This is a genomic window from Bacillus sp. ISL-41 (genome assembly GCF_018613235.1).
GTDB lineage: Bacteria > Bacillota > Bacilli > Bacillales > Cytobacillaceae > Mesobacillus.
The window spans coordinates 62,746-78,121 of sequence record NZ_JAGGQP010000006.1 but is presented as its reverse complement, the minus strand read 5'-3'; the positions used below and the strand labels follow the sequence as shown (position 1 = coordinate 78,121).

12 protein-coding genes are annotated in these 15,376 nt (G+C 43.2%); 2 read left to right on the top strand and 10 right to left on the bottom strand.

The genetic code is table 11. From position 1 onward, the window contains the following. Window positions 1-120: 120 nt before the first annotated feature. The 5 genes from J7I80_RS02560 to J7I80_RS02540 form a co-directional block, all read right to left on the bottom strand. Window positions 121-501 (bottom strand): peroxiredoxin family protein, encoded by a 381-nt coding sequence (locus J7I80_RS02560; RefSeq protein ID WP_192472006.1) that lies wholly within the window; start codon window positions 499-501, stop codon window positions 121-123. Between the two features lie 17 nt (window positions 502-518). After that, a complete protein-coding gene (locus tag J7I80_RS02555) occupies window positions 519-866 on the bottom strand; it encodes a DsrE/DsrF/DrsH-like family protein (RefSeq protein ID WP_214735855.1) in 348 nt (115 codons plus the stop codon). Window positions 867-1,027: 161 nt separating this feature from the next. Continuing rightward, window positions 1,028-1,525: a cupin domain-containing protein gene (locus J7I80_RS02550; RefSeq protein WP_214735854.1), complete on the bottom strand. Its 498-nt coding sequence runs from the start codon at window positions 1,523-1,525 to the stop codon at window positions 1,028-1,030. Window positions 1,526-1,638: 113 nt separating this feature from the next. Continuing rightward, window positions 1,639-2,487: a KPN_02809 family neutral zinc metallopeptidase gene (ypfJ, locus tag J7I80_RS02545; protein ID WP_214735853.1), complete on the bottom strand. Its 849-nt coding sequence runs from the start codon at window positions 2,485-2,487 to the stop codon at window positions 1,639-1,641. A 228-nt stretch (window positions 2,488-2,715) separates the two neighbouring features. Continuing rightward, entirely contained in the window at window positions 2,716-3,843 is a 1,128-nt protein-coding gene (locus J7I80_RS02540) for an NAD(P)/FAD-dependent oxidoreductase (RefSeq protein ID WP_214735852.1), read from the bottom strand. A gap of 441 nt (window positions 3,844-4,284) precedes the next feature. Here J7I80_RS02540 and J7I80_RS02535 point away from each other — a divergent pair, with 441 nt between their 5' ends. Continuing rightward, complete coding sequence (locus tag J7I80_RS02535) at window positions 4,285-5,457, top strand: MFS transporter (protein WP_214735851.1); 1,173 nt, start codon at window positions 4,285-4,287, stop codon at window positions 5,455-5,457. A gap of 60 nt (window positions 5,458-5,517) precedes the next feature. Here J7I80_RS02535 and J7I80_RS02530 read toward each other — a convergent pair whose 3' ends face one another. Beyond that, on the bottom strand, window positions 5,518-7,143 hold the full coding sequence (locus J7I80_RS02530; RefSeq protein WP_214735850.1) for an ATP-binding protein: 1,626 nt from the start codon (window positions 7,141-7,143) through the stop codon (window positions 5,518-5,520). A 193-nt stretch (window positions 7,144-7,336) separates the two neighbouring features. Here J7I80_RS02530 and pepF point away from each other — a divergent pair, with 193 nt between their 5' ends. Continuing rightward, complete coding sequence (pepF, locus tag J7I80_RS02525; RefSeq protein ID WP_483297681.1) at window positions 7,337-9,142, top strand: oligoendopeptidase F; 1,806 nt, start codon at window positions 7,337-7,339, stop codon at window positions 9,140-9,142. 38 nt (window positions 9,143-9,180) lie between these two features. Here pepF and J7I80_RS02520 read toward each other — a convergent pair whose 3' ends face one another. The 4 genes from J7I80_RS02520 to J7I80_RS02505 form a co-directional block, all read right to left on the bottom strand. Next, on the bottom strand, window positions 9,181-9,777 hold the full coding sequence (locus tag J7I80_RS02520) for a hypothetical protein (RefSeq protein WP_214735848.1): 597 nt from the start codon (window positions 9,775-9,777) through the stop codon (window positions 9,181-9,183). Window positions 9,778-9,791: 14 nt separating this feature from the next. Beyond that, a complete protein-coding gene (locus tag J7I80_RS02515) occupies window positions 9,792-10,967 on the bottom strand; it encodes a ParM/StbA family protein (RefSeq protein WP_214735847.1) in 1,176 nt (391 codons plus the stop codon). Between the two features lie 716 nt (window positions 10,968-11,683). Continuing rightward, the gene (locus J7I80_RS02510; RefSeq protein ID WP_214735846.1) at window positions 11,684-12,025 is read right to left on the bottom strand and encodes a zinc ribbon domain-containing protein YjdM; all 342 of its coding nucleotides are present in this window, start codon (window positions 12,023-12,025) and stop codon (window positions 11,684-11,686) included. Window positions 12,026-12,243: 218 nt separating this feature from the next. After that, window positions 12,244-15,327: an efflux RND transporter permease subunit gene (locus tag J7I80_RS02505; protein ID WP_214735845.1), complete on the bottom strand. Its 3,084-nt coding sequence runs from the start codon at window positions 15,325-15,327 to the stop codon at window positions 12,244-12,246. Between the last annotated feature and the right edge of the window lie 49 nt (window positions 15,328-15,376).

The following is a 15,376-nucleotide window of genomic DNA, read 5'->3' as shown; positions in this document are numbered from 1 at the left end:
TCTTGACAGCTTTTCTCCTTTTGATCCCGAACCTGTCTTAAGTATCCACATCTTGTGACAGCTTTTCGCTTTTTGGCACCAAACCTGTCATATTTACGGGATCCCACCCTATTCCCGCTCTTAAAAATGCATAAATAAATCCGCGGATGCTGCTTCGTTCAGCAGCCATTTTATCGGTACTTGTTCTGCCGGGTGGATGAATTCAAAATGATCGTTAACATCCATATCCACTACGTACAGTTGGGCCCCCATTTCTACGGCGATCCCGAGTAGGTCATGAACAGAAGATACTCCAAAGTCATTCAACGCATTCGATAAGTATTCAAGGTCTTCGGATGGGACTGAAACATACCGTTTATCCAGGATATTGACTCCCCTGCGGGAAAATGCCAGTATGACATCTGCACCTGATGACGCTGCTCCTACGGCCACATTCAAGGGTGGGTACGCAGACTCTAATTCATCATGCAAAGCCATTACCACTACTTTTTTCTTTTCCATCAGCTCTTCCCCCTCCATTAGTAACTTAGCACGGCATCCGCCTGGTAGGCGGTCTCTAGAAAAGTTGCAACACCTGACAGTTCGGCACCCTCAACCAGTTCCAGTCCATCGGCGATCAGTACGTTCATCTGGCAGCCGAAAAATTTAATTCCCTGATCTAATGCCTGCTGCATTAGTTTTTGTAAATCCATATTGTGGGTTCTTTCCATGATCTTCACATACCGTTTATCCAGAACTCGGGCTCCATCTAAATCAAAGAAAATCGATACCTCGTTCTTTTCCTCAGCATTTTTGAGGGCTTTTTTCAGAACATAGGGGACATTGGAACTCAATGAAACGAAGTATACAAATTTCTTATTTGCCATGTAGCTTCCCTTCCTTCGATCTTTTATTTCTACAACTAATTATGTTGTCCAAATGAATGATAAACCTTACCCTCATTATATACCCATATAGGTATATTTAAAAACAAAATAAATCAGCAGCCTGGTTCTCTACACCAAGCTGCTGCCTTTGTCCTTAACTACTATTTCACCCATTTATGAAGCAGGGGTCCTGTTTCACCGTATACCGGGTCTGTCTCTGGCACTGGCACGTTTTTGATTTGTGATAATGCCTGAGCCCTGGTGCCAGGATCTTCTTTTTTCAAATCAGGATTCCGTCCGTTTGGATAGGCTCCTACAACAGCAAAATCTTGGCTGCTGTCAATTTTCTTGTGCCCGGTACCCGCCGGAAGGACAATTACATCACCTGCTTTAAGCTCGAGTCGTTCTCCGCTGTCACCGCCGATTTGCACGGTTGCGCTGCCTGACTTTACGCCGAGAACTTCATGAGTATTTGTATGATAGTGATGGTAATCGTAAATATCACCCGTCCAGGTGCCTGTCCAATTATGCTGCTCGAATTGCTCCTCCATGCTTAAGTTATCGTCAAAAACACCCTGATAGACAATGACCGGCAATGTTGGATTGTTTGGAATATCACCTGTATCCTGTGCAAAAAATGATTGTACTTGTGTTCCCATTGTGGAATCCGCTCCTTTCTTTTATCGTATTTGAATGATACTTTTAAAAGTGAAGTGCCCACCACAATTGTCCTTATGTGGCATGAGCCAAAATGGCCTATGCTTATCTCTACCTAAAATTCTCTAGTGTTAAACGTATCGCCTTGTTTAAGATTGCCAGCTTTATAGCCTTTATTGAACCAGCTTTTCCTCTGCTCTGACGTTCCGTGTGTGAAGCTTTCCGGCACGACATAGCCCTGGGATCGCTTCTGAATCGTATCATCTCCTACTGCACTGGCAGCATTCATCGCTTCCTCCAGGTCACCTTCTTCGACTACACCCATTCCCTGTGCATGGTGAGCCCATACGCCTGCTAAATAATCGGCCTGGAGCTCAAAACGGACTTGATATTTATTGAATTCTGTCTGGTCCAAACGACCGCGCAGTGAATTCAGCTTATCGGTAGTTCCCAGTAATGTTTGCACATGGTGTCCTACCTCATGGGCGATAACATAGGCCATCGCAAAGTCACCAGGTGCCTGGAATTTTGTTTGAAGTTCATTATAAAAACTGAGGTCTATATAAAGTTTCTGGTCCCCCGGACAATAAAATGGGCCTACCTGCGATCCTGCCATTCCACAGGCTGACTGGACACTGCCGGAATACAAAACCAGTGTAGGCTCTTGATACTCCATGCCCTGTTCCGCAAATACCTCGGACCAAACTTCCTCTGTATCGGCAAGGACTACTGAAACAAATTGGGCAAGCTCCTCTTCCTCGGCTGACTGCTCATAAGGAGCAGGAGACTGGTTTCCGCCATTTGTCATATTATTAACGACATCCCCCATATCGCCTCCGCCAAGGAATGTCATGATCACTAACAGGATAATCCCGCCTAGGCCGCCGCCCATGAGCATGCCGCCGCCGCCCATTCCTCTTCTATCTTCCACATTGCTGCTCGCTCTTCTGCCTTTCCACTGCATGATGTTGGCTCCTTCCTGCTATATACTAAACATTGATATACAATCTATAATGGATGTCCTTAGTGTTATACCCGCTATTAAGCGATTTATTTGCCTTTCTGTGAATATTTTTTGGTATGTTACTAGTATTCTGGGCAGAGCAAAGCCTTCATCAATTGTTTCTCCACAAACAAAAAAGCAAGCAGAGCTCCCTCATTAAAGGTACTCCTGCTTGCTTTTTTTCATTGCCTAGGAAATATCGACGCTGATGGCTGCAGAGACGTCATAATGCTCGAGGTCTAATTCGATGTCTTCGCCTGCTGCCAGTTTGGCTAGCTGAACACCCAGATAGGGTCCGACTGTCAGGCCTGAAGCTCCCAATCCATTTGCCAGGAATAGATTTTCATAGCCCGGGACAACTCCAATGATTGGCAGGAAGTTCGGCGCGACTGGACGGAATCCGACTTTTGTTTCGAGATATGTCGCATTTGCCAGGCCAGGTGCAACCGCCAATCCTTTATCGATAATTTCATGCATGCCGCCGAGAGTCGGGCGTTGGTCAAATCCTTGCTCGTCTTCATGCGTTGCACCAATGACAACCCTGCCTCCATCGAACGCCAGAATATACTGGTTATTCGGAGGCATGACGACAGGCCAGCTGCCGGTCTCTGTATCCTCCAGCATAAGATGGATGATTTGTGCTTTTTGAGGATTGATATTCAGCTTCATCCCAAGTGGTTCCAGCAGCTCAGGTGCCCATGCCCCTGCAGTCAGGATGATACTGTCGGCTTCATATTTTGTGTCCCCTGCTCTAACACCAGTCACTTTTCCGCGTGTGTACTCTATTTCAGCATTTCCATTTACCATTGAAGCACCATGTTTTTGCGCAGCATTCAGAAGAGCATCCCGCAATAACCGCCCATTTACGCGTGCCCCGCCGGTTACATGCACAGAAGAATAATCATCTGATAATGGTGGAAAAAGCTCAATCGTTTCTTGCTGATCCAACTGTCTGATCTCTCCGATTTCCGGTGCTTCTTCCCATCTAATGGTCGCTCTTTCTTCCATTTTCGCAAGTTTTTCCTGATCGTAATGAAGGCTGACCGCACCTACACGCTGATAGCCCGTCTCCATCTCGCCGTCCTCTTCAAGCTGTTTAATAAGAGATGGATAAAAGGCCGCTCCATTCTTTGCGAGGAAATACCATGCCTTATTCCTGCGCTGGGTCAGCCAGGGACAAATGATTCCAGCCGCGGCATCCGTCGCTTGTCCCGGCTCTCCCCTGTCAATGATCGTTACATTCTTGCCTTCCTTCGCTAAGTGATAAGCTGCCGATGCTCCTAATATCCCAGCTCCGATAACAATATATGTTTTCATTCCTACACCTTTTCCGTAAAAGATTCTTGATATCATTCTACAGAAATTCAGTGATAGACTCAAAAACATCAGCTAAAAGTTGTCATCTCACCAATTTTTCTGGATCAAACAACCATAATGCCTGATTATATGAGTGCCACTTGTACTTTCATATCCTAGACTGCACTGTGCCATTGGAGCTTTCATTTACCAAGAAAGGTCCGTACTCTCAAACTTCTTTTCCGTTATTTTACATTTGCACTTTAACTCCTCTACAAAATTTTGAATTATATATCCTAAAATACCGAATGCTAATCTTCTATAGAGGTTACGGACCCTTTTTAAAAATAGTTTCTACTATCGAAAAGTAATTTTCGCTATACCTCGGGGGTTTCTGATATAATTTTTATTATTGTGTACTTACAGCAATGATACTGTTGAAATAATGGAGTGAATATAAAGATGAACACCAAAAAGGCTCTGCCTATTTTATTTTTAGTCATGTTTCTCGTTATGGTCGGCTTTGGAATTATCATTCCAGTCATTCCTTTTTACGCTGAAGAAATCGGGGCAACCCCCACTCAACTAGGATTGTTGATGGCGGTCTATTCCTTGATGCAGTTCATATTCGCGCCAATGTGGGGACGAATCTCCGACAGGATTGGCAGGAAGCCTGTCATCATGATTGGCATACTTGGGCTGTCCCTTTCTTTTTTCTTGATGGCCCTTTCCACTGAGCTTTGGATGCTGTTCGCGGCCAGGATCATTGGTGGATTTTTGTCTTCGGCCAATATGCCTACTGTCATGGCCTATGTCGCAGATATCACTTCTGAGGAAGACCGCGGAAAAGGCATGGGAATCATCGGCGCTTCAGTAGGGCTGGGATTTATTTTCGGTCCGGCAATCGGCGGTGTTTTTTCGCAAACCAGCCTGAGCACACCTTTTTACCTTGCAGGAGCGACTTCGCTGATTACGTTCCTTTTCGTTACTTTTATCTTGAAAGAATCGCTTTCAGCTGAACAGCGAAGCATTCAGGAAAAGGAAAAATCCTCATTGCTTAAGGCTTTGAGCGGACCGCTTTCAATGTTATTCCTGCTTCAGCTGTTCGTTTCACTTTCTTTGTCCGGACTCGAGGCAACCTTTGCTTATTTTGCTGCTGAAAAAGCTGGACTGGGTTCAGTCGAATTAGGATATATTTTTATGATCATGGGACTGGCAGGAGCCATTGTGCAGGGAGGATTAGTCGGCAGGTTGACTAAGAAGCTTGGCGAGGGCATTGTCATCCAGCTGGGCATCATCATTTCTGCGGCAGGGTTCGGATTAATCCTCCTGACAGAAGGATTTGGGACTGCAGCATTATTCCTGACTATTTTTGGAGTAGGAAATGGGTTGATTCGCCCAAGTGTATCCTCATTACTAACCAAAAAATCGACGACCGGTCATGGCGGCACGACTGGCTTGCTTTCATCCTTTGATTCCCTCGGCAGGATTATTGGGCCTCCATTAGGCGGATGGCTCTTCTCGATTGCTATTGGAATGCCTTATATTTCCGGGATTGTTTTATCAATGGTTGCCCTGGTTTTATACCAATTCTATCAAGCACGAACAAAAACTTCCCATTCATTAGACCAATAATAAATAACAGGAGGACGGCAGATTTGCCATCCTCCTGTTATTTATATTTGCTAAACCTTCTTAATTCGTTAAGGGAAGTTTTATTTCAACCAAGGTCCCCATGTTTAGCTTACTATGATAAGTAATAGTACCATTATGCTGTTTGATGATTTTATGGCAAATCATCAACCCCAGACCCGTCCCTTTCTCCTTTAATGTGTAGAATGGCTCTCCTAAGCGCGGAAGCAATTCTTCTGGAATTCCACAACCTTCATCTTGAACAAGAATAATACATTCACCATCTATTCCTTTTTGTACTTTTATATCAATATTTCCGCCCTTCGGCATGGCCTCCATCGCATTCTTAAAAATATTCAGGAACACTTGCTTAATCTGGTTTTTCTCGCATGTTATGAAGAAATCTGTACCCAGATAACTACGGCTGAATTGTATATTTTTCATATTGGCCTGCGGAGATAAGAATTCGACTGTATGATCGATCAAATCACACAAGTTGGCCCGGTTAAGCTGGACAGCCTGCGGTTTTCCTAAAGAAAGCATTTCGCTGGTTATTGTTTCGATTCTTTCTAGTTCGCTTAGGAGCAAGTTATTAATTTCCTTCGAACTAGTCTCTTTTCCATACAGCTGGACAAACCCCTTTATTGTCGTAAGAGGATTCCGTATTTCATGGGCTACCCCTGCTGCCAGTTCCCCCACGATCGATAGCTTTTCGGATTGCAAAAGAATCTCTTCCGATTTTTTGCGTTCAGAAATATCCCTGCTTATGATCACAATGTGCTCAATTAATTTTCCATCATTCATAACAGGCATGCAGCGGGACTCAAAATCAATCCATTTCCCATCTAGATGCTGGAAGCGGAACTCTACTGGCAGTGATTTCTTATTCTTCATGATCTTTGTGATTGTTTCCCTGAATTTCCCTACGTCATCTGGATGAATGACCTTACATATTTCTATTTTTTCAAGCTCCGCAACCTTGTAACCCAGCACCACCTCATGTGAGGGAGAAAAATAACTAATAGCATGCTCTTTATCCATTACCATGATGAGATCTGAGGTATTCTCGGCAATGAGGCGGTATTTTGATTCACTTTCCTCCAGCGTTTGCTCCATCCTCTTTCGTTCTTTAATAACTCTGTATAACTTTTCATAGGACTCGATCAATAATCCTCCAATAAGCACTCCTATTGAAACAAACATTAAGTATTGAAGGTGGAACAGTGGATTGTCTTTAATTATGTTTAAAACGATCGGTACAGTAATAATATACGTGACTATGTAAGAACACAGAAAGATCATGTATCTTCTGAATGGTCTAAAATGTATAGTGAACTTGTGAATTACGATAAAAACGGCCATAACTACTAACCAGCCAACTATTGCAGGAAACCAGTTATCAGATACTATTAACCTGGCCGTCAATGCAAAAGTGCTGGCAATCATGCCTGCACCTGGTCCAAGGTAAGCAAAGACCAAAATGATTACGGCATAGCGGATATCATATGAGTAACCTTGATCCTGGAAAGATAAGCTAACAAGCAAGGAGGAAACAATCCCTGCGTATAGACCTACCCAGAATCGCAGCTGCTTGAGTGGCTTGAGATTCAGATAAGAGCGAATTACTAAAGGAGTACTGACCATTAAAGAAAGCATTGAAATATTAATTATGTAATCTATTATAATCAACTGGCTCCCACCTAAATTAATTCCAAATTTACTAATATCATAAACCAGAGATTACACCTTTTCTATAAAATTTATAGAAGAAATTCTTTAATATTTTTAAAATTTTTAAAATAATTAAACTTTAACTTAAATTATTTCGAGTATCGTAGTAATATTAAACTTATAAAAGGAGGAGATCAATTTGACTAAAACGATGGAAAAGCGCCTTTCCCGCTCTGAAGTCCCTGTTGATTTGACATGGAACCTGGATGATTTATTCTTATCTGACCAGGAGTGGGAGGCTGAACTGAAAGAGATTGAAGAGGACGTCAAAAAATTCGGCGGCTTTAAAGGCAGCCTGCATACAGAACCGAAAGCACTGCTGGAATGCCTTACTGCTCAGGAAGAACTGACGAAAAAGCTAATAAAAGTACGTACATACGCGAGCCTGAAACAATCCGCTGATGGCACAGACCCATTGAATCAGGCAAATTCGGCCAAAGTAGCAGCCATTGGCACACAAGCTATGTCTGCTCTATCATTCATTTCTTCTGAAATACTTGATTTCGAGGATGGTAAAATCGAAGGATTCCTTCAGGAAGAACCAGGTTTGGAACCTTTTAAAAAGAACTTATTAGAACTATTAGAAACCAAAAAGCACAAGTTATCGCCTGAAACAGAAGAAGTGCTGGCTGCGCTTGGCGAGGTCCACTCTGCTCCGTACAATGTTTATGGAATGGCTAAGCTTGCCGACATGCAGTTCTCCTCAATACAGGATGAAGAGGGAAATGAACTGCCAGTTTCTTTCGCAGTATTCGAGAGCCGATATGAATTTTCACCAGACACCTATGTCCGCAGGAAAGCATATGAATCCTTTGTTTCTACACTGAAACAATATAAAAATACAATTGCCGCCACCTATGCAACTGAAGTCAAGAAACAGGTTACACTAGCAAAGCTCAGAAACTATGATTCCGTTACCGATATGCTATTGGAACCGCAGCAGGTGACACAGGAAATGTACAATAATCAAATTGATATCATTTACAAGGAACTCGCACCGCATATGCGCCGTTTCGCCCAGTTAAAGAAGAAGGTGCTAGGGCTGGACAAAATGATGTTCTGTGACCTGAAGGCTCCATTTGATCCTGAATTTGATCCGAGCATCACCTATGATGAAGCACGCGACCTGATTACAGAGTCCTTAAAAGTAATGGGCCCTGATTATACCGCCATGATTGAAAAAGGCTTTGATGAGAGATGGGTGGATCTCGCTGATAATGTCGGTAAATCAACGGGTGCATTCTGCTCTAGCCCTTATGGTTCCCATCCATATATCCTGATTACATGGGCCGACAATATGCGCGGCTGCTTCACACTAGCTCACGAGTTCGGTCATGCAGGGCATTTTTACCTGGCGAACCAAAACCAGCGCATCATGAATGTACGCCCTTCCATGTATTTCATAGAAGCGCCTTCTACGATGAATGAGATGCTTCTCGCACAGCATCTTCTCGAAAAAAATAAAGATGATGCCCAGATGAGCCGATGGGTCATTCTTCAGCTCTTAGGAACGTACTACCATAACTTTGTCACGCACCTGCTTGAAGCAGAGTACCAGCGCCGCGTATACGCCCATGCTGAAGCTGGCAAAGCTCTGACGGCTAAAACACTTACTGAAATCAAAACTGAAGTCCTTGAAGGCTTCTGGGGCGATACAGTGGAAATCGATGAAGGAGCCGGCCTGACATGGATGCGCCAGCCACATTACTATATGGGCTTGTATCCATACACTTACTCTGCTGGTTTGACCGCATCAACTGCCGTATCACAGCTGATCAAGAAAGAAGGCCAGCCTGCCGTTGACCGCTGGCTTGAGGTGCTCCGTGCGGGCGGCACTATGAAACCGCTCGACTTGCTGAAGCATGCAGGATTGGATATGTCGACACCGGAACCGGTCCGAAAAGCAGTTGCTTATGTCGGTTCATTAATTGATGAATTAGAACAATCTTATCAATAGAAGCAGAAAAACCCATGGGACATTCCCATGGGTTCTACTTATTTATTCATTTTAGCAAGGAAATCCCCAAGAAGGTCATCCAAATCCTCTTCCTTCTCTTCGCTATCCTCTTCTGGTGAGTCGGTCTGCTTGATCGATTCCCATACGAACGAATCAAGGTCATCATCATCCATAGCATTGCTCTCAGCCGTTGAAGCAGTCTCTTCAAAATACGGTGAATCCTCTGCTGCAGTTACTGACGGAAGATCCATCTCTTCTTCCTGAAGATACAGTGCTTCATCAATTTCAGTTGACTTGCTATTCAGAGATGCAAGCAGTGCTGTGGCCCGTATTGGGTCTGTCAGCAGATGATATACGATATTGCCAAGCAAAGCCTCTGAATGCTCATGCTTGATCCAATCCCGTTGCGATTTGCTGAGATTGCGCGGGAGGGGAATGGTAATCGTCTCGCGTTCCCTCGAATATGAATTCCCTACACCTTGCAGGACAAAATCAGCAATCTTGCTGGAAAAATTCCTTCTCTCGGTTTCTTTCAGTTTTTGAAGATGCCTTAAAATATGGTCAGGTGTATCAGAAGGAACGCGGAACGATAGTGCCTGTCCTCTCTTAATCTCATTTGGGTTGGTTTTTTTCATAGAATCACCTTATTTTAGCTTTTAACAGGTTCAGAAGCGGCTTTGCTGCTCTTCTCTGATTTCTTCACATAATCCATAATGAGCTTATAGTAAGCATTGGCCATCATCCAGATGCTCTCTTTTTCATCCTCGAAGAATTCAATATTGTAGCCATCAAGATTATTGTTCAATGTCTTAATATAATCTTTTAGAACGGTCGCGCCGCCGCCGACAAAATAGCAGATTTCAGTCTGAGAGTTTTTAGCCCAGACATTGCGAAGCAGGCGGTATTGCTTTTTAGCCAGTTCAAGAAGGATACGATCAGTGATATCATGGACGCTTGTCCGGCTTCCCTTAACCATGATATGGTTGCGGTCATTCTTGCGCGTGATGATTTCTACAACATCTGTCCGGCTGTCCAATTCCACGCCATGCTTGCTGCGGATTTCTTCCCTGATTTGTTCCAATGCTTCAGAAACACCAAGATTGAAGCCCTGCGCTTTGTCATCATCGACATTGCGGTTTTTGATGACAGCGATATCAGTAGATAATCCGCCGATATCCTGGATCAAGATCCTTCTATCAATTAAATCCTTGTTGATGATTTTAAGGCTGTTATCCATCACTAGATTGATATAAGCAGCGAAGCCCTCAGGGTATACCTTCACTTCATCAAATTTGATATTAACTTTCAAACCCTGGTATTTAGGCGTTACGAGGAACTCAACCTGATGAACAGATCCAACTAACCTGGAACGGTAGCCTGCGTCCTTTCCTTCCTTCACTTCACGAAGCGGAAGTCCTGTACCAAGTGTGTAGTTAGCATCGATGACATTCTTGCTTTTTGGAAACAGCTTTGCGTTCTCTTCACTCACTGCATCCAATGCAAGAGTAGCGAACAACATAACCAAAGTCTGATCTTCCTCGGACTTGCTGCTTCCGGGATCAAGTTCTGTCGCATTATCGCTTTTAGTCGCAAGATTGCCGACACGGTAAATTACATTGTTATCCTTCAGGGCAGGGGAGTGGACTCGAATATGGATTCCATCTAGTGGATCCTTCGTGTCAAGCTCCTCAATACCGATGACAGGACGGTCTTCTGTATCCCTTGCTACGATATTTGGAATATTTAACTCATTATCAAATTCTCCAAAAATAGCCTTAATAGAATCGTTACCAACATCAACAGCTGCAATTCTAGATTTCGTCATTTCTATCATTCCTTTTCAATAATCTAAGTTTATGTATACTCACTTACTATTTTAAAGGTAAAGGTAAATAATAGATACTGCAAGCAGAACTGGTAAAAAGAAATATAAATGTAAACATGTAAACATGCTGTAAACCTTAAGGTTCATTGTATACATAATTGTACACAACGAATACAAAGTTGTATACATGTTGATTTAACAGTATGTATACAACTTTGTATACACGTAAACATAATTGTATACACAGTGTTTACAAATCGTATACAAGTTTACGTTTATGTATACATGCGTTAAACGCCTGCTTGTTTTCTATTATTTTCCACATAATAACTACAAACTCCCCTCCCCTGCCCTCATTATCAAATGATATTTTTAAAGATATAAAGGTACTCATAAAACACAGAAGGTTATTTGGATCGATTAAAATATTATTTTACCGGTGGGAAATTCACGATGATTGGATGTCTTTTTTTAAAACGAGAAGATGAGTTGCCCCCGCAATGTACGATGAACAAGCAGAAGACTTTAAAATCCGCTAAAAGAACCAACAAGCGCTCGGGAAGGAGGTAACTACCAACAGGCTGAATTCCCTCCCCTTTCAGTATAGGTTAAGAAAATCAGTGTAAGATACAGTCGAAGCATGACGAAAGAGGAAGAAGAAGCAGAGAAAAATAAAAAAGCCAGGTCAATGCCTCCTGGCCTGGCTTAAAGAGGGTTTATATTTTCTTAACAAATTCAGATTTAAGCTTCATCGCTCCAAACCCTTCTAGTTTACACTCAATATCATGGTCACCATCTACTAGACGGATATTTTTAGCCTTAGTGCCAATTTTTATTACGGATGATGTACCTTTTACTTTAAGGTCCTTGATGACTGAGACACTGTCTCCATCGCTCAGAATATTCCCGTTCGAATCTTTAATTACCTTACTATCTTCTCCATTAGTCATTTCAGCCGAATGATCCCATTCATGGGAGCATTCGGGACAAACGAGCAGTGGCCCATCCTCATACGTATATTCAGAATTGCATTTTGGACAATTTGGCAAATTAGACATATTGTAAGCCCTCCGTATTCCTTTGTAATAAACTTTATTATAGACAAGTTTCAGTAACATTCCTATGGCATTAATAGAACGGTACGGCAAGATATCAAAAGTGTTTATAGCTGTTCTGTTCATTTCAATATGGTTAAACCCTATCAACACAGTTGAGGAGATTATGAAAGGCAAAAAAGCCCCGACCGGATGATCAGTCATCCATCAGGGCCCTTTCACTAGTTTTCTACGATTTCCTTACGGTTTTTCTTAAACAATCTTGATAGAACTTCGTATACAATCGGTACGATAATCAGTGTTAATAATGTTGAGCTGGTCAAACCGCCGATTACGGTAATCGCCAGACCTTTGGAAATCAGTCCGCCTCCGCCAGATCCTATCGCTAATGGAATCAATGCGCCTACTGTGGCTATTGCGGTCATCAGGATTGGACGTAAACGTGTAGCACCTGCCTCAAGTACCGCTTCGCGCATTGTCAGCCCTTCACGTTCCATATGAATGATTCGGTCTACCAGCACGATGGCGTTCGTTACGACGATACCAATCAGCATCAACAGACCCATCATGACTGAGACAGAGATGGTTTCACCTGCAATAAGCAGCCCGACAAATGAACCAATGACGGCGAATGGAAGCGAGAATAGGATTGCAAATGGTGCGACACCTTCTCGGAAGGTAACGACCAGGATAAAATATACGATCGCAATCGCAGCAAGCATTGCAGCCCCAAGCTGGGTGAATGTTTCGGTCATATCTGCCTGGACACCTGCTACGCCAACTTCCACTCCTTTAGGCAGATCTAATTCATCGATTGCTTTTTCAGCTTCAGCAGCTGCCTTTGAAATATCCTTGCTTACGACAGTGCCTGATACAGAAGCATAGTACTGTCCTTTACTGCGGGCCAGAGTGTTCATCGTTGAGCCCTCTTCAACCGTTACTAATTCAGACAGCGGCAAGGTCGTTCCAAGTGCTGTTTGCACTTCAGTGGCAAGGATGTCATCGATTGATTCTGGCTGTTCCGCTTGCTCCTGCTGGACAATCACATCAAGTGATTCTCCATCTTTTTCAACGGTCGTCAAGACCTCTTTCGATTTATTCGGATTGAGCATCATCACGATTTGCCCTGCTGTCAAACCATATTGCAGCAGTTCATCCTGCTCAACCTTGAAGGTGTATTCTACATAGGCATCTTCTGCACTGGAAGATACATCCTTCAAGCCTTCCACTGTTTTCATTTCTTCTTCTACCATCTTGACAGTGCTGGTTAATTTGTCTAGATCCTCACTGTACAAGGTATAGCTGATTTCATTCTCTGGCATCGACATTCCGCCAAAGTTCTGGCTCTTCCATTCACCGCTCTGGCCAATGTTAAAGACATATTCCTCGAGTTCTTCTCTTACTTCCGAAAAGTTTTCCATTTCAGGGTCAAAGATCAGGTACATTAATGCTCCGCCTGCTCCTCCGCCCATCATGGCCGCCATCTGATCTGCTTCTTCGTTGATCGATACCTGTACGATGTCGATGTCTTTGCGTTTCAGCATTTCATCTTCTACTTCTGCTACATTTTCAATGGTTTCTTCCTTAAGCTCACCAGCTTTAGGAGTGTAGGTCAGATACATGACTTTTTCTTCTTCACTGCCCATGAAACTGAAGCCGATAATCGGAGTCAGCGCAAGACTTCCGGCAAGCAGGACAACAGCAATGAGTGAAGTTATGATCTTATGGTTAAGCGACTTATTCAAGACACCCTTATACCAATGAGCCAGTTTTCCAACTTCCTTATGGCTGCTTTCTGTCTTTTCATCATATAACTTCTTCCTGAATAAAAAGTGGGATAATGCCGGTACGATGGTGATCGCCACAATCAGTGAAGCACCCAGTGCAAATGTCATTGTCAAGGCGAATGGCGCGAACAATTCCCCTACCATGCCGCCTACGAAAATCAACGGCGCAAATACAGCAACCGTAACGAGCGTCGACGACAAAATTGGCTTGAACATTTCAATTGTCGCTTCACGCACAAGTGCCCGGCCTGTCAATCTCTCTTCTTTCAGATGCAGGCGGCGATAAATATTTTCCACAACGACAATCGAGTCATCGATCACACGGCCAATCGCTACAGTTATCGCGCCCAGTGTCATGATATTAAGGGTGATGTTCATCCAGTTCAATAGCAGCAGGGCCATAAAAATCGAAACTGGAATCGAGACAATTGATATAATCGTAGATTTGAAGTCACGCAGGAATAGCAGGATAACCAGAATCGCGATTAAACCTCCAAATAAAGCTTTTTCAATCATGGTAAAAACTGATTCTTCAATTGGCTCTCCCTGGTCAAGCGATACTTCAATGACCAAGCCATCGATTTTGGATTCTTCTTCTTTTACTAAATCCTTCACTGCATTCACTACATCAACCGTGTTCGCTTGCTGCTCTTTGACAATCTGAAGGGCAATCGCGTCTTCACCATTGGTGCGTGAAATGGATTGTACTTTACCAACAAGCTCAATTTCAGCAAGTTCACTCAGTTTAACAAAAGGTGATGGATTGGCTGCTGACGGCGTGACCGGAATCAGCATATTTTTCAATTCTTCTGTCGTCGTAAATTTGCCATCGACGGCAACAGCCTGCTCGCCTTCCTTAAATTCAAAAAGACCGAGGGAAACACCCAGATTGCTGGCTTGGATCATTTCCTTTACATTCGTTTCCGTTAATCCAAATTGCGCAAGCTTTGCTTCATCGTACGTTAAATTTACTTCTTCGATATGCTGACCAGTCATGGTGACAGAGGCAACACCATCAATTTTATCGATTTTAGGAAGGATAATATCCTCAACGGTTGATGTAAGCTCCACAATATCCTCATTTGAACTGCTGACACTCAATGCCGCAACTGGCATCATATTCATGCTGATCGCTGTGATGGTCGGTTCCTGAGCTCCTTCCGGCAGTGTCACCATATCCAATGCCGATTGCAAGGCACGCTTGGCCTCATCCATATCGATGCCATACTCGTACTCTACCTGGATACTCGACATATTGGAGTAGGAATTCGAATAGACATATTTAACGTCTTCCAATCCCTCTACCGCTTTCTCAATCGGAATTGACACATCTTCCATTACTTTCTCAGGAGTCGCCCCAGGATATACATCCATAACCATCAGGTATGGGATTGAAATATTCGGGATGGTCTCCATGTTCATCCTTGTGCCGGAATAGATTCCTGACACGGTTATGATAATCGTAAGCAGCCATACGGCCAATTTATTCCCAAGTACAAAATTGACTAAATTTTTCACTACTGCACCTACCTCAAAATGACTTTAGTGACCATAATAATGTTACTGA